The sequence below is a fragment of the Chryseobacterium oranimense genome (assembly GCF_900129755.1).
In the GTDB taxonomy this organism is placed as follows: domain Bacteria; phylum Bacteroidota; class Bacteroidia; order Flavobacteriales; family Weeksellaceae; genus Chryseobacterium; species Chryseobacterium oranimense.
Genome location: NZ_FQWT01000006.1, coordinates 160864 through 184846 on the forward strand (window position 1 = coordinate 160864; position 23983 = coordinate 184846).

Annotated in this window: 16 protein-coding genes; 5 read left to right on the plus strand and 11 right to left on the minus strand. The window is 35.5% G+C overall.

The window, feature by feature from the left end; genetic code table 11:
- Positions 1-2 precede the first annotated feature (2 nt).
- From BUB03_RS17500 to BUB03_RS17510, 3 genes are all read right to left on the minus strand, one after another.
- Positions 3-3032, minus strand: coding sequence for a SusC/RagA family TonB-linked outer membrane protein (locus BUB03_RS17500; RefSeq protein WP_073065607.1), 3030 nt, complete (start codon positions 3030-3032; stop codon positions 3-5).
- Between the two features lie 415 nt (positions 3033-3447).
- The gene (locus tag BUB03_RS17505) at positions 3448-5040 is read right to left on the minus strand and encodes a SusD/RagB family nutrient-binding outer membrane lipoprotein (RefSeq protein WP_052352642.1); all 1593 of its coding nucleotides are present in this window, start codon (positions 5038-5040) and stop codon (positions 3448-3450) included.
- Positions 5041-5054: 14 nt separating this feature from the next.
- The gene (locus tag BUB03_RS17510) at positions 5055-8069 is read right to left on the minus strand and encodes a SusC/RagA family TonB-linked outer membrane protein (protein ID WP_073065609.1); all 3015 of its coding nucleotides are present in this window, start codon (positions 8067-8069) and stop codon (positions 5055-5057) included.
- A 310-nt stretch (positions 8070-8379) separates the two neighbouring features.
- On the opposite strand from BUB03_RS17510, the gene BUB03_RS17515 reads away from it, so the two are divergent.
- Complete coding sequence (locus tag BUB03_RS17515) at positions 8380-8964, plus strand: ribonuclease HII (RefSeq protein WP_073065612.1); 585 nt, start codon at positions 8380-8382, stop codon at positions 8962-8964.
- 71 nt (positions 8965-9035) lie between these two features.
- Here BUB03_RS17515 and yidC read toward each other — a convergent pair whose 3' ends face one another.
- The 5 genes from yidC to BUB03_RS17540 form a co-directional block, all read right to left on the minus strand.
- On the minus strand, positions 9036-10832 hold the full coding sequence (yidC, locus tag BUB03_RS17520; RefSeq protein WP_040997268.1) for a membrane protein insertase YidC: 1797 nt from the start codon (positions 10830-10832) through the stop codon (positions 9036-9038).
- A gap of 179 nt (positions 10833-11011) precedes the next feature.
- Entirely contained in the window at positions 11012-12619 is a 1608-nt protein-coding gene (locus BUB03_RS17525; RefSeq protein ID WP_040997270.1) for a CTP synthase, read from the minus strand.
- Between the two features lie 168 nt (positions 12620-12787).
- Positions 12788-13357 (minus strand): YceI family protein, encoded by a 570-nt coding sequence (locus tag BUB03_RS17530; RefSeq protein ID WP_040997272.1) that lies wholly within the window; start codon positions 13355-13357, stop codon positions 12788-12790.
- 118 nt (positions 13358-13475) lie between these two features.
- Positions 13476-14561: a radical SAM protein gene (locus BUB03_RS17535; protein ID WP_073065615.1), complete on the minus strand. Its 1086-nt coding sequence runs from the start codon at positions 14559-14561 to the stop codon at positions 13476-13478.
- Positions 14551-15342: a glycosyltransferase family 2 protein gene (locus BUB03_RS17540; protein WP_073065617.1), complete on the minus strand. Its 792-nt coding sequence runs from the start codon at positions 15340-15342 to the stop codon at positions 14551-14553. The genes BUB03_RS17535 and BUB03_RS17540 overlap by 11 nt, the downstream gene beginning before the upstream one ends.
- 308 nt (positions 15343-15650) lie before the next feature.
- Between BUB03_RS17540 and radA the strand changes: the two genes are divergently transcribed.
- Together radA and BUB03_RS17550 are read left to right on the plus strand one after the other, a co-directional pair.
- A complete protein-coding gene (radA, locus tag BUB03_RS17545; protein ID WP_073065620.1) occupies positions 15651-17000 on the plus strand; it encodes a DNA repair protein RadA in 1350 nt (449 codons plus the stop codon).
- 52 nt (positions 17001-17052) lie between these two features.
- Positions 17053-17649: an acyl carrier protein phosphodiesterase gene (locus tag BUB03_RS17550; protein WP_073065623.1), complete on the plus strand. Its 597-nt coding sequence runs from the start codon at positions 17053-17055 to the stop codon at positions 17647-17649.
- Positions 17650-18198: 549 nt separating this feature from the next.
- Here BUB03_RS17550 and BUB03_RS17555 read toward each other — a convergent pair.
- Entirely contained in the window at positions 18199-18699 is a 501-nt protein-coding gene (locus tag BUB03_RS17555; RefSeq protein ID WP_073065624.1) for a DUF6702 family protein, read from the minus strand.
- A gap of 69 nt (positions 18700-18768) precedes the next feature.
- On the opposite strand from BUB03_RS17555, the gene BUB03_RS17560 reads away from it, so the two are divergent.
- Both BUB03_RS17560 and BUB03_RS17565 read left to right on the plus strand, forming a co-directional pair.
- The gene (locus tag BUB03_RS17560; RefSeq protein WP_073065774.1) at positions 18769-19347 is read left to right on the plus strand and encodes a HupE/UreJ family protein; all 579 of its coding nucleotides are present in this window, start codon (positions 18769-18771) and stop codon (positions 19345-19347) included.
- Between the two features lie 67 nt (positions 19348-19414).
- Positions 19415-21802 carry a M1 family metallopeptidase gene (locus tag BUB03_RS17565; RefSeq protein ID WP_073065626.1) on the plus strand — a complete coding sequence of 796 codons (2388 nt, stop codon included), beginning with the start codon at positions 19415-19417 and terminating at the stop codon, positions 21800-21802.
- 287 nt (positions 21803-22089) lie between these two features.
- Here the strand turns inward: BUB03_RS17565 and BUB03_RS17575 are convergent, their stop codons facing one another.
- Both BUB03_RS17575 and BUB03_RS17580 read right to left on the minus strand, forming a co-directional pair.
- Positions 22090-22788 carry a LytR/AlgR family response regulator transcription factor gene (locus BUB03_RS17575; protein WP_040997284.1) on the minus strand — a complete coding sequence of 233 codons (699 nt, stop codon included), beginning with the start codon at positions 22786-22788 and terminating at the stop codon, positions 22090-22092.
- The gene (locus tag BUB03_RS17580; protein ID WP_228417925.1) at positions 22788-23894 is read right to left on the minus strand and encodes a sensor histidine kinase; all 1107 of its coding nucleotides are present in this window, start codon (positions 23892-23894) and stop codon (positions 22788-22790) included. The genes BUB03_RS17575 and BUB03_RS17580 overlap by 1 nt, the downstream gene beginning before the upstream one ends.
- Positions 23895-23983: the final 89 nt, after the last annotated feature.

Genomic DNA, 23983 nt, shown 5'->3' on the forward strand with positions numbered 1-23983 from the left:
CTTTAGAAATTAATTTTTACATTAAATGAAATGTTTCTAGTAGCCGGCATTGGTCCGGATTGGTATCCTTGAATATTTCCAGAGGAAAGTCCTGCTTCCGGATCAGAATAAGGTAAGTTTTTATGCATAATCCATAAGTTATTTCCTATTAAACTTACTGACATGCCCTGTATAAATTTAGAATTAAAGAATTCTTTATTAAATCTATAAGTTATTGCTACCTCTCTTAATTTTATGAAACTTGCATCATATACATAAGCTGCTCCAGGAAGATCAGTTCCAAGCACCTGGCTTGATTGTGATTTATCTAATCTTATTGTATTCGGAATATAAGTTCCAGGGCTATTAGGGTTTTCCATTACTCCCGGAAGTATCACTCCCCCACCAGTTGCTAAAGTATTTCTGATTGGATTTCCTAAATCATTAAATCCAACTGAATCCGGATAGATCCCTGTTCCATATCCATAAAATTGATCTAATGAATATATTTTCCCTCCTTTTCTCCAATCAATTAAGAAGCTTAACGACAAGTTCTTATAACTCAATGTATTATTCATACCAGCCGTCCAGTCAGCCTGGAAACTTCCTTGGTTATATGTAGGAGTATCTGTTACCAAATAGGCTCCGTTTTCTCCAACGATACGTTGTCCGTTTGAATCATAAACATAATCGGATGTCCATATTGAACCATAATCACCATTAAGAGGGGCATTAATACTAACCCCGCCCTGGGCTCTACCCATTGTAATATTTTCAATACCTTCGGCAAGTGCTGTAACTTTTGTCCAAGGGTTAGACCAGTTTAAACTTAAATCCCAAGAGAAATTGGTTGTTTTAATAGGTGTCGCATTAATGGATACTTCAAAACCTTTTGTTGTAAGTTCTCCTGCATTTTGGGTTTTAGCCAGCGCTCCATTTGCAAAAGAAACCGGTAACGGCAATATCTGATCAAATGCTTTATTCTGGAACCAAGCAACATCAATACCCAAACGATTATTAAACATTTTTGTTTCAATACCAAATTCTATGTTTTTAAGTCCCTGTGATTTAAGCTCAAAGTTTCTAAGAGTCGTATTGTAAGCATAGATTGGAATATCTCCATAAGAAGGCTGAGAGAAGTATCTATTCAATAACTGGTCTGCACCCGTATCTGATCCAACTTCGGCATAAGCTGCACGTATTTTACCAAAATTCAACCAGTTTGCTTTTATCAGGTTTGAGAATACAACACTGGCAGATAATGAAGGATACCAGTAAACAGCATCATTTTCAGGAAGAGCGGTAGACTGATCTCTTCTGTAAGTACCTTCTAAGTAATATGTATTTTTATACCCCAGTGATAATTGACCAAATACACCATAAACATATTTTGATAAGTCTGAAATCAGAGGTCTAACCGGTGCTGAATTTGAATTTGCTATTGTATAGATTCCAGGAATGTAAAGTCCACCTGATGTAGATTGTTGATTAGAATAGGTTTTTTGTACGTTAACGTTACCTCCTAATAATACATTAATATTAAAATCATCGGTAATATTCTTTTTGTATGTACCTATGAAATCATAATTGGTTTCGGAAAATTTATATTGACTTGTAGCATAACCTGAAGGCTGATTAACCCCGCCATTTAATCCAAAGGAATTTCCGGTATATGATCCTACAGCTTTTCTGTCCTCAGTAATCATTGTGTAACCGTCTCTTCCCATTCTTACTAATAGGTTAATATCTTTTGTTACATCATAACTTAAACTGAAGTTTCCTGCAAATCTGTCTCTTGAGTCATTCTGATAGTTTTCATACCGTTGGAAATAAGGATTATCCCAAAATGCCGGTGTCAGATCTGTCATACTCCTCATATTCCATGTATAATTCTTTTTAAAAGCATTATAGAGATACTGCAAATCTTTAATATCCGTATTTGTAGCCCACCATTGTCTGAAATTTGTCATTATATTATCATTATAACCGGTACTATTTCGACCAACGGTTTTTTGAGTAATATAATTTGCAAATAAATTAGCTGTCAATTTATCTGTCAATTTATATGATGCATTTCCACTGAAGTTATTTTTAATCAATGAACTATTGGGCATGATATCAGAAGCATCCGTATTCGTGTAGCTCAAACGGTAAGTTGCCTGATCATTTCCTCCACTGAAAGATAAACTATTTACATAATTTGTTCCAGTATTAAAGAATTTAATCGGACCATTTTTCGCCATTTGCCAAGGTGTTCTTTGCCCTTCCGTTGGAGAACCAGGAATAAATGCGCCATATTGCCATACCATTGAACCATCATAAGGTGAACCATAAGAAGCATCATTACCGAAAGACACTCTTGGACTCCCCTGATACAATGCACTGGCAAAACTTCTTCCTGTATACCCTTGCCCATATTGTGTCTGATATTCCGGGAAAGTAGATTTATCTACTGTGGACATAGTAATAGAGGTGGAAAACTCCATCCCGATTCCTTCCTTGTTTTTCTTTCCTCTTTTTGTTGTAATAATAATAGCTCCGTTTTGTGCTCTGGACCCATATAGCGCAGTCGCAGCAGCCCCTTTAAGAACGTTAATGGTTTCTATATCATTAGGGTTAATATCGGATACGGAGCTTCCATAGTCATAACCTCCACCACCAGTAGCCTGGCTGGCCGTATTGATATTTTTATTCATAATCGGCACGCCATCTACTACGAAAAGAGCCTGGTTATCTCCCAATAGAGATTTATATCCTCTCGTAACTACGTTGATAGACCCACCAAAGTTTGTACTCTGTTTAATTTCCAAGCCAGCTACTTTACCGGATAGATTGTTTAAGAAGTTGGTCGTAGGGTTTTTATTAACGGCCTCACCCTTTACTTCCTGGGTAGCATAACCAAGAGATCTCTTCTCTCTTTTAATTCCGAGTGCAGTTACTACTACTCCCTCAATTTCTTTTGTTTTTACAGTATCGTTCTTCTGCTGAGCGTTAGCAATAGCAACAGATGAAGATAATACCAAAACAAGTAGACTTGTTGTTAGTTTCTTCATATCAAATATTAATTTTTGTATCCTGTACAAATTTGTAAAACTTTCTTAAAAACACAAAACAAAATCTTAAAAAAATATCAAATTTTCATTATTTTACAAAATTAACACGAATTAATTCATTAAAAAACGTTAAATATTAATCAATTAACAAAAACAAAATATTTAACGTTTACTATTTTTCATAAAAATGCAAATAGTTTTAATTAATAGTTTCTATTTCTGATATTAATAAAATAAAACACTAACAGATTGACTATCAAATCAATTAATCACTTTATGATGATAAATTAATATATATACATATAAAAATACAATGCGACGCATAGTTATTTTTCTATTAACAAATGACCACAATAAGTTAATAAATAAAAAAACCGCCCGAAGGCGGTAATAAAATATATTAAATTGAATGTAATTAATTTCTATTCCAGAAAGGAGTCAATTTATTTTTAGTAAATGCATCAGCACTTGACATTGCAGGTACATTATTAGTATTAGTTGCATACTCAGATCCCGGATACATCAATCTGTTAGGTCTGCTATCACGCGAAGTAATAGTTGGTAATGGAGATTGTGGGTAACCTGTTCTACTATAATCAAAATAAGATTGTTCAGGGTTAACACCTGTAAGTGCAATCCACTTTTGAGTCATAATAGCTTCAATTTTATTTTCTGTACTACCTGCAGCGATTCCTAACCCAGGAACAGCCTGGATAGCAGTAATATATGCTGCAGATGTTGCAGAAGCTCCAAAATAGTTAAATGAAGCTGTTATTCCTGCATTAAAATTAGTTGTAGCATTGGAAAACAATGAAGGATATCTTATTGCAGCTTCAGCTAAAAGGAATTTTGTTTCTGCAAGTGAAATTAAAACACCGGATTTTTGTGATGAGTAATCAACCAATTGCTGGTTACTTGTAGGTGTTAAATTCCCCATAACAATACCATAATGTATTCTGGAAACACTTCTTCCTGCTTCAGCTCCCGGTTGTCCTGGTGTCGCACCTTGTCTAACTCCCTCAACTCTTCCGCTAACAAGGCTAAACATTCTACCTCTTCTTCCATCTACGATGCCATTATATTTTTGATAAAACGGTCTTGTATCATTAGTAGGGTTACCATTAAGAGCAATTGCTATATTTTCAGACGCAGTAATCATACCAAAGTTTTGTGGTCTTGTTAATGCGGATGTAATGTAGAAATAGTTAGTATATGGATTTTGTTGAGCATTTGTTTTAGACGAATATCCTGGATTTACAGTCGCATCAGCAGTTAAAAACTGTGCACCTGCAAGAGTCGCCAATTTCTGATCTCTGTAAGTTCCCATATCACCTGTTACTTTTGACATTCTTAACAAGAATCTAAGTTTTAAAGTGTTAGCAAAAGCAACCCACTTAGTCGCATCTCCTTGAAATACAACATCAGCAGAAGATGGATTTAATCCCTGACCAGAATTAAAAGCTGCAATTGCATTTTCAATATCAGCAATAGATGCTTTATAGATATCTTCTCCTTTATCATATTTTGGAGTTGTATTATTTTGGAATTTGAAAGCTTCAGAGTAAGGAGCATCTCCATATAAGTCAGTTATTATACCCATATAGTAAGCCTTCATCACTTTAGCAATAGCTTTATACTGAACGTATTCTGCCTTGTCATCCTTAAAATCTATGATAGCCTGGAAATTTGCAGAGTTTCTGTAAAAATCATCCCAGATATCATTATAGAAGGAGTCAGAAATGTTGGGAGTATACTCATCAACCAATGGTGTACCATAAGAATATGAATTACCAGCATAGCTGTTCATAAATACTCCTGTTACAAAGTTCAATCTTCTAGCCTGAACTCTGTAGTTATTTGTAATTGCTCCTGGCAATACAACAACAGGAGTCATTTGTTCTGCCCCAATATTATTAGGACTATCATTAATATCTAAATAATTATTACAAGAACCTAAAGATAAAAGAGCTGCAAGTAATAAAGGATATTTTAATTTTAATATTTTCATTTTTTTTAAATTTTTTAGAATGTTACTTTAACATTGAATCCATAAGTTTTAACAGACGGATATTGGCCGGTTAAAGCAATACCAGCTCCATTTCCTGTAGTATTAGCTGTTTCAGGATCTGCATAATTTGCATTGTTATCTGCATACTTAAAGAATGGGTTTCTAGCATAAACTCCAAAAGTAAGACTGTTTACAAATGTAGAACTTAATACAGATTTAGGAACATCGTAGCTCAAAGAAATCTCTCTGATTTTAAATGCTGTTGCATCAACCACGTTATTCTCACCAACATTTAAGAAGTTACCTGAAGCAAAGAAGTTTGTTACTCCCGAGTAATCTGCTGTTCCTACAGGTGTACTGTTTGGTACATACTGTCCATTAACAAGCTGAACAGAGTTAGGGATAACATAACCCTGCGTTCTATCAAAACTAGCACTCTCCTGTAGTCCTCCGGTAAATCCTAACTGTCTTTTAGTTGCAGAAATAAAGTGTCCTCCTTTTCTGAAATCCATAGAAGCAGATAATGTAAATCCTTTAACTTTCAAAGAAGTGTTAAAGTTAAGAACATAATCAGGAGTAACTTTTCCCAGGTTGCTTAATGCTGAATTGATTAAAGGTGTTCCATCTTCATCAACTACAATATTACCATTAGGATCACGTACGTAAGTAGTACCTTTAATTACAGGATAATCAGTTCCTTTAATAGCATAAATAGTACCGATACCTGGCGAAGTAAACGGAGAGTTTAATACAACTTCGTCAATACCTGGAGCTAGTTCAAGTACTTTACTCTTGAATTGAGAAATTGATCCTCTTAAATTCCAAACAACACTGCTGGTTTTAATTGGAGTCAATCCTAATTCAATTTCATATCCTTTCAATTCTGTCTTACCAATATTATCCTGAATTCTGAACAAACCGGAAGTACTGGAAACATTACTGAACGTAATCAAGTCATTAGTTACAGTTTTGTAAGCTGATGCTTCTAAAGTAATTCTGTCATTTAAGAATCCCATTTGTAGATTTAAATCTATAGTATTCATAAATTCAGGCTTAATATCTCTAGAAGTAGGCTGAGTATTGTATAAATAAGACTGTAAGCTGTTAAAAGGATAACCTGTTGGAATAACTCCTCTGTCATATGTAGCATAAGCTGCTACTGCAGAAGTGTTTCCTACCCTTGTAAAACTCGGTGCAATTTTCATATAGTTCAACACATTACCTCCGAATCCAGGGAAAGCTTTGGTTGGGATAAATGAAAGACCAGCAGAATAGTATGGATATGCTTTATTATGGTTTTCGTTATTATAATTTGTTGATAAAACAGAACTCTTCTCAATTCTGAAAGTTCCGTTAAAAAACAAATAATCTTTCCATGCTAAATCTAAGTTGGCAAACCCAGCAATAATTCTACTTCTTATCAAGTAGTTATCCATTGTATATCCATCAAGCTGTGTAGCTGTATCTTGTGGTAATACAGAATTCACTACGTTTCTAAAGTCATACCAGCCTGGAACTAGTAATCCTGTTCCCCCGATAGAACTTGCTGTATTATAATAATCCTGAATGTTATTTCCTAAGTTAAATTTCAAATTAAGATTATCCGTTAAATCATAATCAAAGTTTAACATTAAGTCTCCATAATAATCCCTATTAGTATATTTATGATTAAAATAATAAGCTGTTACCTGAGAGTTAGGATTAATTTCATCTAACAAATGTCCTTCTAAATATGGAGTTCCCGTATTCTGATATGGTGTTGTTGAAAAGTATCCATCATTATAATTATTATAATTGGTACTTCCCATCGTAATGGACCCTGTATAAGTTAAATTAATATGCTTACTAAAGTCATACTGTAAACTCAATGTTCCATTTAAATAATCTTTAACGGCTTTAGATCTCTCATGTTCAATAGTCCAATATGGATTGGTTGAGTACATTGTTGCATATCCATCAATACCAGAATTTCTATATTTTCTGACATCATTGGATGATGGTAATTGCAATAAGTCATCATATAAACCTGAATTCGTTTGGTCTATAATTCTGCTTATATAGTTAAAACGAGCATCCACTCTTAAATTACCAAACTTCTTTCCTGCTTTTAACAAGATACTGTTTTGCTTTAGATTATCTCCATCTACAACGAATTCGTTATCCAATCTATTTAATGATAAGAATGCATAAGAATCATTTCCGCCGGCATTAACTGTAAGTCCATTTTGGAATACAATACCTTTTTTGAAAAACTTGGAGAAATGATCTTTAACTGGAGCATATTTTTCATAAATATAGCTACCATCTGCTTGAGGCAAACCACTGGCAACCATTGTACCCCCAATAGCAGGATTATCATAGGCAGGACCCCAAGATGTATTTTCCCATGGAACATAATTAGTACCTCCGTAGTCTACATTACTGAAACTCTGATCCTGAACTCCTTTTCCATATCTGGTTTGAATTTTAGGAAACATAAAAGCCTGTTGAATTTCAACAGAAGAGGTCAAATTGAATTGAATTTTCTCGTTTTTTGTTCCTTTTTTAGTAGTAACGATAATTACACCATTTGCTCCTTGCTGACCATAAAGAGCAGAACCTTGCATACCCTTAATAACGTTAACATTTTCAATAGATTCTGGCGGTAATTGCGCTAAAATATTTGAAGATGAGATAACGTTATCAATAACAACCAATGCCTGGTTATTAGAAGTCACCGATCTATTTCCTCTAAGTACAATTCTGTAATTTGAATCCACAGAGCTGTTGGTTTGGTTAATTACTAAACCAGAAACTTTACCTGTTAGTGATTGAACAGCATTTGTTGCTGATGCTTGATTTAATTCCTTTGCACCAACTACTTGCTGAGCATTTGTAACGGCATCAGCTTTCTTTTTAATACCCAAAGCTCCCGTAACAACTACTTCTTCAATTTTTTGAGTTCTTATAGTATCACCACTTTGAGCCTTTACAACTGCAAAAGAAGATGACAAAACTACCAGTAGAACACTTGTCGTTAATTTCTTCATATTTAAATTGATTATTTTTTTATGATTGCAAATATGTGAAACTTTCTTAAAATTACCAAATATTTCGTTAAAAATATTTAATTTAACAACAACAAAACATCAATAAACCAAATATTTACAAATGCATCAATAAAAAACCTTAATTATTTAAAACAACACAAAATAAATCTATTAAATACTTCACAAGCTGTATGTCAAATAGAAGCAATATACTTATTAATATTATTAAATATTTAAAATAACCACATATCAGAATAATTTTAATTTTCACTAATTTTACAACATTTAATGGGAGGATATAAACAATAAGATGGATTTATTGCAAAAATGGACAGATCATTACATCGAGGCAGGATGTGACGAAGTGGGAAGAGGATGTCTTAGCGGACCAGTGGTGGCTGCAGCTGTGATTCTGGATGACAGTTTTCAACAAAATCTCGTTAATGATTCCAAGAAGCTAACATTCAAAACGAGAATGGAACTGGATAGCTATATAAAAGACAATGTGAAGAATTATGCTATTGCAGAACTATCTCCTTCATTTATAGATCAACACAACATTCTTAATGCAAGCATCCATGCCATGCATCGTGCTTTGGATCAATTAACCATAATTCCTGAACTAATTCTGGTTGACGGAAATAAATTCCATCCGTATAATTATATTCCTCATCAATGCATCATTAAAGGAGATTCCAAGGTTCTTTCTATAGCAGCCGCATCTATTCTGGCAAAAAACTACAGAGACAGACTGATGATCGAGCTCCATGAAGAGCATCCGGAGTACTGCTGGAATACTAACTTCGGATATGCTACTAAAGCACACCAGGAGGCTTTGATAAAGTTTGGCCCTACAAAATATCACAGACAATCATTCAGGCTTAAATATGATTAAAGGTTTGTAAACTTTATATAAAACAAAAAGAGAAGCAAAATTGCTTCTCTTTTTATATTAACTTAATTATTTTATTTCTTTTTTCTCTGTTGCTCCTGAATTCTTTGCTGATCCTGAGCTTTCTCCATCATTTCTCTCATTCTTTTCTGGAACTTACCTTCAGCTTTTGGCTTTTCCTTATTGGCCTGAATCTGTGCATGGATTTTCTTTTCGTCAAGTATCACGTATTTAATAACAAGAATTATTAGAATGTTAATCGCATTCGATACAAAATAATACCATGAAAGACCTGATGCCGATGTATTCAGGAAGAAAAGGAAGGTAATCGGGAAGATATACATCAGCACTTTCATGTTTGGCATTCCTTCCTGCTGAGGCTGCTGCATATTTCCAGATGTCATTACCGTATAAATCAAGATCACAATGGTACAAGCTAACGCAAAAACACTTAAGTGGTCTCCCAGGAACGGAACTTTAAAAGGAAGCTTAATAAGATCATCATAAGCAGTAAGATCCTTTGCAAACCAGAATCCCTGTCCTCTTAAATCTATAAAGTTCGGGAAGAAACGGAATAAGGCATAGAAGATAGGGATCTGAACTAATGCCGGAAGACATCCTGCCATCTGGTTCACTCCTGCCTTTCGGTAGATTTCCATAGTAGCCTGCTGTTTCTTCATTGGGTCTGCATCCTTAAGCTTTGCATTGACTTCATCAATTTCCGGACGGATCACCTTCATCATGGCACTTAACTTATGCTGTTTGTACATGATTGGGGATAAAATCAGCTTTACGATGATGGTCATTAAGAAAATCACCCACCCGGCCGTAAGCCCCCAGCTGGCAATAAAGTTATACATTGGCATGAAGAACCCGCGGTTCATCCATCCGATGAAAGACCAACCTAAAGGAAGAATTTCATCAAAGTTTTTATCATAAGACTTTAACAACGGTAAATCAAGCGGCATAAAATACCAGGTAAAGTCCTGGTTAAGCTCACTTCCTGTCATCTGTACGAATCCTTCAAAATTAAGTTTCTTCAGATATTCACCTTCTTCAATGGTTTCCTGATTCCCTTTACTCTGTGTGAAACCGTTTTTAGCTTCAATTACAGAAGAGAAAAACTGCTGCTTTACACCAATCCAGTTCAGGGTTTCTTTTTCTTCATTCATTTCTGTTCTTCCGTCATAATCATAATCTTTATAATTATTGAAAGCATATGAGAATTCAGAGTGAGACTGCTCCTGTGCTCTACCCTTTTCAAGATTTCTGACACTATAATCCCAGATAAAATCTGCTTTATTATCAGCAGTGATAGCAGCAAGCCCTTTTGTTCTTACTTTAAAATCCAGTGTGTATTTTGGAAGTAATGTGTAAACAAACTGTATAACAGCATTGTTATAGTTGGCCGTCATCGTTACAGCATTTCCGTTTACAGCCGGTGTGAAAACCAGGTCTTTTGTATTGATAACTTTTCCAGTTTTATCTTTAAACTGAAAACCGTAATTTGAATTCTTTTTATCAATCAGGTAAAGCGGAAGATCTGCTTTATCTGTTTTATGATCATATGCTTTATATTCCGCAAGTTGTACTTTGGAAACCTGTCCTCCCAGGCTTGAGAATTCTACATTCAGTTCTTTGTTGCTCAAACTGGCTGTCTGAATTGCACCAGGAGTTACATTTGGATTGATATTGCTTGCCTGAGTCTGTTTTACAGCATTTTTCGCCTGTTCGGTCTTCTGCTGCTGAGCTTTTACCTGTTCCTCTTTCGACTGCTTGTTCTGGAAATAGAACATGAATCCGAAAAGAACCAAACATAAAACCGCAAAACTGATCATTTGACTTTTATCGATTCCGTTGTTTTGTTGCATTTTATTTTTATATTAAAATTTTAAATTTTATCCGGCACACCCATGATGTACTTTTTGAGCTGACAAAAATACTGTTTTTTTATCAAAACTCTATGCATTACTATGTTACTATATAATAAACCCAGGCTGAGAATAATCAGTCTGAGTTTATGATAAGACGTTTATGGTCAATAATTACCTTATTTCTTTTCGCAAGCCTTGATAAAAGCTCTGAACAGAGGATGCGGCGTTGCTACTGTACTTTTATATTCAGGGTGGTACTGTACTCCTACATAAAACGGATGATCCGGAAGTTCAAGAGCCTCTACAAGACCTGTTTCAGGATTGGTCCCTGTCGCCAGGAAGCCATTCTTCTCGAATTCCTGAAGATAATCACTGTTGAATTCATAACGGTGACGGTGTCTTTCTGTAATATTTTTAGTACCATAGATTTCGTTTAATCTGGAACCGTTCTTTAAAGCACATTTCCAGGCTCCAAGACGCATGGTTCCTCCTTTATCCACAATGTTTTTCTGCTCTTCCATTAATGAAATAACCGGATCAGGTGTTGCCGTATCAAATTCCATTGAGTTTGCTTTGGTATGTCCTAAAACATTTCTTGCAAATTCAACCGTCATGATCTGCATTCCCAGACAGATTCCCAGCATAGGAATTTTATTTTCTCTGGCATATTGTGCCGTAAGGACCTTACCTTCAATTCCTCTGTCTCCAAAACCAGGTGCTACAAGAATACCATTAACCCCTTTTAAAGTATCTTTAATGTTTTCAGCGGTAATATCTCCACTGTACACCCATCTTACTTTTACTTCCGTTTCAAGATCGGCTCCGGCATGTTTGAACGCTTCAGCAATGGAAATATAAGAATCCTGTAGGGAAACATATTTTCCTACCAAGGCTATTTCTACTGTTCTTTTAGGGTTCTGGAATTTTTTAAGGAAGTTTTTCCATTCCTTGATATCAGCTTCTTTATCACTTTTAAGGTCTAAACCTTTCAGCACTACATCATCAAAATTCTGTTTCTGAAGATAGATAGGAACTTCATAGATTGTTTCAAGATCTTTACATTCAATCACATTATCTAAAGGAACATTACAGAACTGAGCCAGTTTTGCTCTCTGGTCCTTTGGAATTTTATGTTCTGTTCTGCAAACCAAAACATCGGCCATGATTCCGCTTTCCATTAATTGACGGACTGAATGCTGTGAAGGTTTTGTTTTCAATTCACCGCTTGAAGCCAGATAAGGCAATAGGGTAAGGTGGATCACCATAGAATTTTTCTCACCAAGTTCCCATTTCAGCTGACGGACAGTTTCAATGTACGGAAGAGATTCAATATCCCCGACAGTTCCTCCGATCTCGGTAATGATGATATCGTAGTTCTGCTTGGAAAGCATTTTGATTCTGCGCTTGATCTCGTTGGTGATATGAGGAATTACCTGAACTGTTTTTCCAAGGAAATCTCCTTTTCTTTCTTTTTCAATAACAGTTTGGTAAATTTTTCCTGTAGTAACGTTGTTATTCTGGGAAGTAGGAGCATCAAGGTAACGCTCGTAGTGACCTAAATCCAGATCCGTTTCCGCACCATCTTCGGTTACATAGCATTCTCCGTGTTCATATGGATTCAGTGTCCCTGGGTCGATGTTAATATAAGGATCCAGTTTCTGGATTGTTACATTAAAGCCGCGTGATTTTAGTAGAAGTCCCAGAGAAGCAGAAACGATTCCCTTTCCCAAAGATGAAGTTACACCTCCTGTCACAAAGATGTACTTTGTATTCTTTTTACTCATTAGATTAGGTTTGTGCAAAGTTATGAGAAAAAGAGATACAAAGCAATTTTTTAAATTTTGAAAATGGGAAAAAGCGATAACGGTCCTGATATCAGCATATAATATCAACTAATAAAAAAAGGTTTTCCAATTACTTGAAAAACCTTTTTTAGCCCAATTATTTATTGACTATTGCTTTACCAGTTCAAAAAATAAACTTACTTCCACATCTTTGGCTACACCAGCTCCGGTTGGATCATATTTGATTCCATAGTCAAGACGGTTCACTGTAAATTTGGTCTGGAAACCCATTACTTCTTTTCCCTGCTGGTTTTTCGTAACGCCTCCAAACGTTACCGGAACTGTAATTTCTTTTATAGTTTCCTTAATTTTCAGGGTTCCTTTCAGTGTATATAAATTATTCTTGTCTTTAGTGATAGAGGTGCTGTGAAAGCTTATTGCCGGATATTTATCCACATCAAAAAAATCAGGGCTCTTAAGATGTTTATCTCTCATATCCACTCCTGTATTGATGGAGTTTACTTCTACCCCGAAATCAAAAACAGCATTATCTAAATTCGGACCTTCAGCAGTAACCCTTCCTTTAAAGGTATCAAAGCGCCCCTGTACGAAGCTGATTCCCATATGTTTGATCGTAAAGTTTACCGAAGAATGCATAGGATCTGCCGACCATTCTGTCTGAGCGAATCCCAAAACGCTTAGCAGCGTGAATACGAAGGATAAAAATACTTTTTTCATTATAACTTATTTTTAGTTGAGTAAAGGTAATATATATTGACTACTCTTGGTCTTGATGTATGATAGTTTTTATTCTTTCTCAATCGTTCTTACCTTATGACTACATCAAAAAAATAATTTACTTTTTTATAATTTTTTTAATTGTTTCCTTTATCAACTCTTTTCTATGATCTTTGTCAGAAAGTAAGCTTAGACTTTGATCAATATTATGATCACAGTGACATTTATCCTTACATATTTTATCATAGCAAGTACTTGCAGGAGATGATATGACAAGATTATTCAGGTTATATTCAAAATCTCTTATATTACCTAATAGCCATTTATTCATTTCTTTTAAATTTGGATATCCAAGCTTCTCGCATGGATAAACATCTCCTGTGGGTGATATCACTACTCTTAATTTGCCTGATGTACATTCTTTTTTAAAAATAGGGTTTTTGAAATAATCAACACTCTTTTCACGTGACAATTTTCTAAATGAAGATATAAATACATCTTGTTTATTATAAGTATTGAAATAATAATTATTTATTTCTTTAAACTTATCATAATCTAAATTCGGCTTATAATTCTCATGAGTTCTAGCAATTTGAAAACTAAAATCTGGCACCTTTATTTCCTTATGCAAATAATCTATAAGATCTTTAAAAATTTCCTGATTATATTCATTATAAGTTGCCAATGCAACTATTGTAATATTTTTATATTTTTTTGCAGCTTCTATAGATTTTGTAATTGAATCTTTCCATTTTCTAAAACTACCCTTGAGTGCTGTAAATCTATCCATATCTTCAGGATTGGGAGAATTAATAGAAAAATGAAGTCTTATATTGCTTTTACAATGCTGGCCATAATAATTAATAAACTCCAGGATTCTATCTGTAAACCATCCATTGGTTGGGATACATATAACTCCGGGATTCCATGTTTCTGAAATAGCAGCAATGACTTCATGTAAATCTCTTCTTGTAAAGGGTTCTCCTCCTCCTACATGAACTCGCTGTATGGGGTTTACAAATTTTCCCATTTCTCGGATTTCATTAGGGCTGAGTACCGGAAGTTTTTTATTAAGTGCATCCAGAACAAAGCAATGCTTACACTTCATATTACAGATATCGGTAATAAAAAAAGTAACTTCTGAAATCCTTTGTTTATTAATTAGAGCTGGAAGATATTTAAGATATCGGAGATTATTTACCATTATTTTTATGTTTTGATATTAAATATAATGAATAAGTTTCAAGTGTGATATATTTTAATCCTTTATAACCATCTAAAAAAGCAAATTTTATAAAAAAATTATATATAAAATAAATGTAATAAAAAAACGGAACTTTCGTAACAAAGAACTTTTTCATTTTAATTCTTTTGGAAATAATGTTATCATTTATTATATCCAAATTTTCCTCATGAGATATGGCTTCCAAATGAGCATATTTTTTCCTTCTCATTATCCAATGATCTATTCCTTTTGAAAATTGATAGTGTAAGATATATCCTTTTAAAAAACCATTTTCACCTTTGTAAATTAGTTTTTCATGAACATTACCTTGAAATTTGACTTTTTTAGGTCTAACTAATCTTTCAATCCAGAAAGATGAAGAATAGTTCCATTTCAATATTTTATTTTCAAGAACAACTCTTCTCCTTAATAAATAAACATCTAGCTTCCCCTCTTTCTTATTACATATTTTAAATATTTCTTCAGACAAGTCTTTAGTTAATCTTTCATCTGCATCCAATATCAAAACATATTCATTTTTGAATTCAATTTCATGTAAACCGTAATTTCTTTGATCACTGTAATCAACAAATTCTTTTTTATAAAAACGAATATTTAGAGATTCCGAAATTCTTTCAGTTTTATCTTTACTGAAAGAGTCCAATATTACAATATCATTAGATAGAGAAACTGACTGTACACAATCAGCAATATTCGTTTCTTCATTGTAAGTCAAAATTAAAACTGAAAAACTGTTCATTCACCAAATATATTTATATTTAAATACAATCAGAATGAAATTTATATGAATATTTATTTTTAACTTTTACAACGATCGTTGATAAATGAAAGAAGAATCTATCATTTAGAATGGAAACAAAATTGGGTAGCTTACATCATCATCTCATTAATAAAATAAAAAAGGGAACTATTCAATGAAGAATTTTTAGACATTTTCATATAATTCAATTACAAAACATTCAAAACAAAAACTATTTTAAAGAATATCATTCTATAAATAATGTTATCGGATAACTGAGTTTAAAAAAAATTCAGGAACTTCGCAGTATGGCAAAACTGAAAACAGCATACTTCTGTCAAAACTGCGGAACCCAATACTCCCAATGGATGGGACAGTGCAAAAACTGTGGGGAATGGAATACCCTTGTGGAGGAGGTAGTTGAGAAAACCTCATCTAAAGCTCCCCCATTTTCAAAATCAAAACAGCATGTCATCAACATTATTGAGGTTGAAACCAGTGAAGAACCCAGAATAAAAACGCCTTCCGAAGAACTGAACCGCGTTCTGGGCGGCGGCATTGTGCTGGGCTCCGTAACGTTGATCGGTGGGGAACCCGGCATCGGGAAATCTACCCTACTGCTTCAGCTTGCCTTAAAGATGAAGAAAAAGATCTTTTATGTTTCCGGGGAAGAAAGTGCCTCACAGATTAAGATGCGAGCGGACAGACTGACTGACGTTCAGAATCCCAACTGTTTTCTTTTTACTGAGACTTCATTGGAAAAAATTCTCCATGAAGCTAAAAAACTGGAACCGGACTTCATGATCATCGACTCTATCCAGACGCTTCAGTCCCAGCTGATTGAAAGTTCACCCGGAACCGTTTCCCAAATCAGGGAATGTTCCAATGAAATTATAAAATTTGCCAAGGAGACCAATACACCCGTTTTCCTGGTAGGTCATATCACAAAAGACGGCCAGATTGCCGGACCAAAGGTGCTGGAACATATGGTAGATGTGGTTTTAAATTTCGATGGGGACAGAAATCATCTTTTCAGACTGTTAAGAGCCAATAAAAACCGTTTCGGATCTACTTCCGAGATCGGGATTTACGAAATGATCTCCCAGGGTTTAAAAGAAATCAGAAATCCTTCAGAGATTCTTATTACCAAGAAGTTCGAAGAACTTTCCGGGAACTCAGTTGCCGTAACACTGGAAGGAAACCGTCCGATGCTGCTGGAAATCCAGGCCTTGGTAAGCACTGCTGTTTATGGTACTCCACAGAGAAGTTCTACCGGATTTGACGCGAAACGACTGAATATGCTTCTGGCTGTCCTTGAAAAACGTGCAGGATTCCAGCTTGGAGCCAAAGACGTGTTTTTAAATATCACAGGAGGTATAAAAACGGATGACCCGGCCTTAGATCTGGCTGTTGTGGCTTCTATTCTGTCTTCCAATGAAGATATTGCCATTTCCGAACATTTCTGTTTTGCTGGAGAGATTGGATTAAGCGGCGAAATCCGTCCTATTGCCCAGGTTGAACAAAGAATTACAGAAGCTGAAAAATTAGGTTACGAAAAAATATTTGTTTCAAATCTCAATAAAATCCCGAAAAGGAAATTTGGCATTAAGATCGAGGAGGTAAGTAAAATTGAGGATTTCCACGAAAGAATCTTTTAAGGAATTAATATGTAAGGATTGGTCGTTCACATATAATTTATACCTTTAATCTATGAATTATTTGGCCCATTCTTTTCTTTCCTTTACCGACGGACAGATCGTAGGACAGTTTCTGGAGGATTTTATCCGTAACAAAGATCGTTATTCTTTCCCGAAAGATATCCAGGACGGCATTACGATGCACAGGGCAGTGGATACATTTACCGATTCTCATCCCGCTATTCACGAATCCAAAAAGGTGTTTTCTCCTTTGGTAAGGCTGTATGCCGGAGCTTTTGTGGACGTTGCCATGGATTATTTTGTAGCCACAGACCTTTCCCTAAACTCTCTTGCAGAATGGAAAGCCCATTCATTAAGGGTATACAGAGTGCTTCATGAACATGAAGAATGGCTTCCTGAGAATTTCAAAAAAATGCTGGCCAAAATGGAACAGGATGACTGGTTGTACAATTACCGTGAAGACTGGGGCATCAAATTCAGCATGCGGAATGTTCTTAATAAAGCCCAATATCTGAATCCGGATATCCCCGTTTTCGAAGCATTTCTGGAAAACAAGCCGTTTCTTCAGGAATGTTATAACCATTTCTTTCCTGATCTCCTTGCGCACGCCAAAGGAATCAACTCACTGATCCAGGTGGATAATAAATGAAAAACACTTACGCTCCTGTAAGTGTTTTTAACAATTTGTGTTATTAGAATCTGCTGTACTGAATGTTGTGAATGGGAATTTTCACAAGACATCCTGCTTTGTATCTGATAGCCGGCTTTATCAGGTCTATCTACTTTTTGATCACTGTTTAATCATAAATTTTAGAACACTTATACTAATCCCTACTTAAACAATTAAAGATATTTAGACAATATCTTTTTAATGAATATGAAATCATAAATGATCCATCCGTAAAATTAGAATGTTCGTGAAAATTATAATTTAATAAACTATTAATTAAAAATTAATTATCCTGATTAGCTCTACACAAATATAATTTATTTTAAAGAAAAAACAAATACAATAATCTATAATTAATAAAATATTGCTATAAATACATTATTAATAACAAAATAAACGAAGTATTGAAAATTCACAATCAAAAATAATTCTTAAAGAGATACAAGTTAAAATTATTAATCAACAACTAGTGATTTAATATTCTAATAAGATGTAAATCCAAATAACAAGGTTCAGAAAACGGGAATTTTAATACTGGCGGTACAGGTATCGGTTCGGATAAGTAAGCTTCTCGCTTTTCCTTTCTCCATTTACAATTAAATGAACAATATTAATCTGATCATCGAAAAGGTTATACAGGAAACTAACCGCCGCTTCTACTTTCTTAGGAGCAGCTAGAGTTTCAGATTCAAGGTAGATATTGACTGATTCACTGTCTTCTTCATACCCCACATAATTTATTTTCAGGAATTTGCCGTCAGCCTTTAATTTTAAATATTCTGCACAGTATTTTTCAAGAGCTTCATTGAGTCTAGCTTTGTATTTCTCATCATTAAAATGAAAAGAACTTCCATATTTTTTACCCAGCCCGTTTTCCAGATCATCCAGAAAAAACCTGCCGGTAATCTCAAAGGACTTCGACCTGGCATTGTAATTAATTTCTACAGAACCTACATGATAAGGATGCTTCGCCTTTGAAAAAGAGAATAAAAAAAATAACGGTAACAAAAACAACCATAAATTCTTCATAGGTCCTGATCTTTAAAATTTGTTCGAAATTAATCATTATTTTCGTACGCATTATATTTTTACATTATGATGCAGGATTTTCTATTCTATTTAAACCTCGGCTGGGAGCATATTATTTCTCTTGATGCCCTTGATCACCAGCTATTCGTACTTGCCCTGATTGCAGTATATTCTTTCAGTGACTGGAAAAAAATCCTGGTTCTTGTCACCGCATTCACAATCGGGCACTCTATTACTCTAGCATTGAGTATTCTGGATGTTTTCAGGGTTCCATCCGACTGGGTTGAATTTCTAATTCCGCTTACCATTGTCCTGACTTCTCTGGACAATATCCTGATGAAGAATAAAAAACAGACGCTGATGCGGGCCAATTATTATCTTGCAGCTATCTTCGGACTTATTCATGGGATGGGCTTTGCCAATACCGCAAGAGTCATGATCGCCAAAAGCCAGAGTATTGCCATACCGCTGTTAGGCTTTAATATCGGGCTGGAATTGGGCCAGATTGTTATTGTATCAGGCATTCTTATTATTCTATTTATCCTGCTGAGTATTTTTAAGGTTAATAAAAAAGACTGGATTCTGTTTGTATCTTCGGGGGTATTTGCATTGTCACTGAAAATGACTTTGGAAAGAATTCCGTTTTAAATTTGAAACATTTTTAATATTTCAACTACTTATTATTATCTTTGATAACTATAAAATCAATCCGGTAATGAAATTAAAAGCAGCCCTATTTTCATTTTCTGTATTTGCATATACAGGCTTCACCGCACAAAATATTCAGAACAACCCTGGCAGTAACCACGGCAACAGGTTCGAACAGCTTGGCACCATTCTTCCTACTCCCAATATTTACAGAACCGCTTCGGGAGCTCCCGGACAGGGATACTGGCAGAACAAGGCCGACTATGATATCACAGCTTACCTTGATGAAGACAAAAGAAATCTAAAGGGTTCGGAAACCATTACCTACTACAACAATTCTCCCGATGACCTGGATTATATCTGGCTTCAGCTGGATGAGAATGAACAATCCAACGTTAAAAATGCAGGTTTTGCATTTCCTTCCACCCTACCGGCTTCTTCCAATGACCAGCAACTAAAAGCCACTGAGCTTCCGGAAAAGGACAATGGCTACGGCGTTAACCTGGAAAAAGTGACCGATGCCTCAGGAAATCCTTTGAAATACACGGTAAACAAAACGATGATGCGTATTGATCTGCCGAAAGTATTAAAAAAAGGAGAAAAACTGGTTTTCAAAATAGAATGGAATTACAACATCCCCAACAGGATTAAAATGGGCGGCCGTGGCGGATATGAAAATTTCGCAGAAGACGGAAATGATCTGTATACTATGACGCAATGGTATCCAAGAATGTGTGTATACAGCGACTTCCACGGATGGCAGAACCACCAGTTTACCGGACGCGGTGAATTTGCACTCGTATTCGGAAACTTCAAAGTTTCAATGAATGTACCTGCAGATCACATTGTAGGCGGAACCGGTGAATGTAAAAACTACGAACAGGTTTTAACTTCTGACCAGATGTCAAGATACAGAAAAGCTGAAAGTGCTGCCGAACCTGTTGAAATTGTAACCCTCGATGAAGCGAAAAAGGCTGAAAAAAACCATTCCAAGCAGAGAAAAACATGGAATTTTGAAGCCCATGATGTAAGAGATTTCGCATGGACCTCATCCCGAAAGTTTGTCTGGGACGGTATGCGCGTTACGATTCCTGAAAATAATAATAAAGTAATGGCAATGAGTTTCTATCCAAAAGAATCTTATGCCCTTTACAGAAAATATTCAACCAAAGCTGTTGCCCACACGATTAAAACCTATTCTGAATTCACCATTCCTTATCCATATCCCGTTGCACAGTCTGTAGAAGCCGCCAACGGAATGGAGTATCCGATGATCTGTTTCAATTACGGAAGAACGGAAAAGGACGGCACCTATTCTGAAGCCACTAAAAATGGAATGCTTGGGGTAGTGATCCACGAAGTCGGACATAATTTTTTCCCGATGATCATCAACTCAGACGAAAGACAATGGAGCTGGATGGATGAAGGATTAAATACCTTCACGGAATATCTTACGGAAGAGAGATGGGACAATAAATTCCCATCAAAAAGAGGCCCGGCATGGACTATTACAGATTATATGAAGCTGCCTAAAGATCAACTGGAGCCGATCATGAGTAATTCTGAAAATATTGTTCAGTTTGGCCCTAACGCTTATTCAAAACCGGCTACCGGTTTGAATATCCTGCGTGAAACAATCATGGGAAGGGAACTTTTTGATAAAGCTTTTAAGACATACGCCAAAAGATGGGCATTCAAGCATCCTGAGCCGGCAGATTTCTTCCGCACGATGGAAGATGCAAGTGGTGAAGATCTGGATTGGTTCTGGAGAGGATGGTTCTATGGTACAGATCCTGTAGATATTGCCATCGATAAAGTGACTATTGCAGCACCGGATCTCAATACACCTCCAAGAGAAGCCAAAGAAACAAAATATAAGGTGGATAAGCCTCTTCAGAATTCGTTTGAAGATATTTCAAAGATCAGAAACAGGGAGGATAAGAACATCAAATTCTATGCAGATCAGGATAAGGACCTGCAGGACTTCTATTACAGGTATGACAGAGGCCAGGAAAAGGTAGATACTGAAAAAGAATACACTCTAAAAACAGACGCAGGAATTCCTCTGGATGCCAAGGATAAGGAGAAATTTAAAAACCTTACAGGTTATCAGATCGATTTTGTTAACAAAGGCGGACTGGTAATGCCGATCATTCTTGAATTCACTTTTGAAGACGGATCAAAACTGTATGACAAATCATCTGCACAGATCTGGAGACAGAACGAACAGAAGGTTTCAAAAACTTATTATTTTGACAAAAAAATTAAGTCGATCCAGCTTGATCCAATGAGAGAAACTGCCGACATTGATACATCAAATAATGTATGGAGCAGCAGCGGAACAGAAACCCCGGTTTCAAAATTCCAGCTGTTCAAGCAGAAACAGGGAGAAGGCCCGGTAAGAGGTGGTGCCAGCGGAAAGGTAAACCCGATGCAGGCCGGAAAAAAATCATAATATTAAAAATCATAATATAAAAGGTTGCCCATATTTGAGGCAGCCTTTTTTATTGAACTTGCCAAATGAATCTATTATTAACCATTTTGGCTAAAGCCATTTTTTCTCCTAATTTGTTAAGCGGGCTAAAGCCCGCTCCTATTGAATTATATAATTCCGAAAAGATCTGCTCAATCAACTTAATCTGCGATTTTTTTAAACGCAAAGTTTCATCTACATTCCGAAAATTCAAGTTTGCAAAGGGTGAATCAATTTTCAAATTGATTTTGATGAAGCAGCTGTTGAAATTAATTCAGGTAAGCTTTTAAAGAATTCTTATAAGTTCTCCCTAGGGGAAGCTTCTCTCCATCTTTTAGATACACATGGGCGGTATCGTATGAACTGATATGGGAAGACAGGACAATATATGACTTGTGAATCCTGATGAATCCCAGGTTTTGAAATTTCTCTTCAAAATTCGACATCCGGTCAAGGATCATATACTTTTTAAGATGGGTCATCAGGATGATATATTCTCCAAACCCCTGTATCCACCGCACATCATCCAGTAAAACCTTATTCATGACGTAATTGGATTTGAACATGATAAAGTCTTCCTTCTTCTGCTGCTCTACAGAGTTTTTAAACTGAAGGAAATCCTTTGCCTTGTTAATGGCTTTCCGGAATGTTTCAAAGTCTACAGGCTTGACAAGATAATGCACCACATCCAGTTCAAAAGCTTTAACGGCATATTGGGTTTCCAGAGTAAGAAAAATACATAATGGTTTGTAAGGCAGCTGGCGTAGGAGTTCAATCCCATTCATATAAGGCATATTGATATCCAGAATCACCAGATCCACTTTATTCTGCTTAAGATAGTTCAATGCGTCTTCCGGGTTCTGGAAAACCTTTAACAGGTCAGCACCCTCTATCTGCTCACAGTACTTCTGGATGAGCTGGAGAGCCGGATATTCATCATCTACGCTTACGATCGTCAGATTAGCCATTACAATTTTATTTTTAAAATAGTCTGATAGTTGTTGTTGTCTGCAGGTTCGGAGATAAAAGTAAATCTTCCCGCATAATTTTTTTCCAGGATGTTGATTACCGCTTCGTTCCCCAAACCGCTGTCATTCATATTCCCGACAAGATTCTTTTTTCTGGATACAGAATTTCTGATCTCAAACAAAAGTTCCTGATCCTTTATTTTATAGCTCAGATGAATATAGCTCCCCTCTTCTATTCCCACCGCTGAATGTTTCAGGGCATTTTCAAAAAGAGTAAGGCATATGGAAGGCGGAATATCTATTAAATCCAAGGTTTCTTCGTTTTCAACCGTAAAAACAATATTCAACACATTATTATATTTCAGCTGATACAGCCCTGCAAGAGAATGGATCGATGAAAATTCCTGAGCCATCGAAATTCTCTCTTTACTGGTATCATAAATCACATACTGAAGCAGTTTGCTGAGCTGCAATATAGATTCCGAGGTATTTTCTGAGGGCTGAAAACTCTTGGAATAAATATTATTAAGGGTGTTCAGCAGAAAATGGGGATTCATTTTAGACTTCAGCAGGTCCAGGTACAGCTGGTCTTTTTCCTCGCCAAGATCTTTAAAATCCTGTTCAATCAGGAATTTATCTTTTGTAATCCCGAGAAATGAAGCAACAAGTATCACGATTCCCTGTGCCGTATACACATTATATAAAAATTTGGTATTGGACAGGTTTTCATTAAAACTCATATTGAAAACTGCCGGTTCCAGCAGAATCCTGAAAAGGCTGGAGACCAGAAAAGTGATCAGCGCAAAAAGAATGAACTCAGGATATTTATTGGAAAGATAAAATTCCGGGACCAGATAAAAATAGACAAGACTGTAAATTCCGACATTAAAAATAATGACCGATAAAACACTCCAGATCAGCTCCGGAGTATCCAAAAAGTAGTTTTCGGTAAAAAAAGTGATGATAATAAAGATCAAAAGGAAAAAAATATGCTGGAACTTCAGCAAAAATCCCCAATGATACTCCATCAGCCTTTTTAAAACCTTCGGATTAAATAAAATCCTGAAAACCAGCAATATAAATACAATATTTACAATCAGAAACATCTAAAAAGCTCCATTTTCAATCTTTCAAATATACCATCTTTTTCAGCCCGCCGTGCAGTTCACTGATAAAAACTGTCATTGATTGAAAA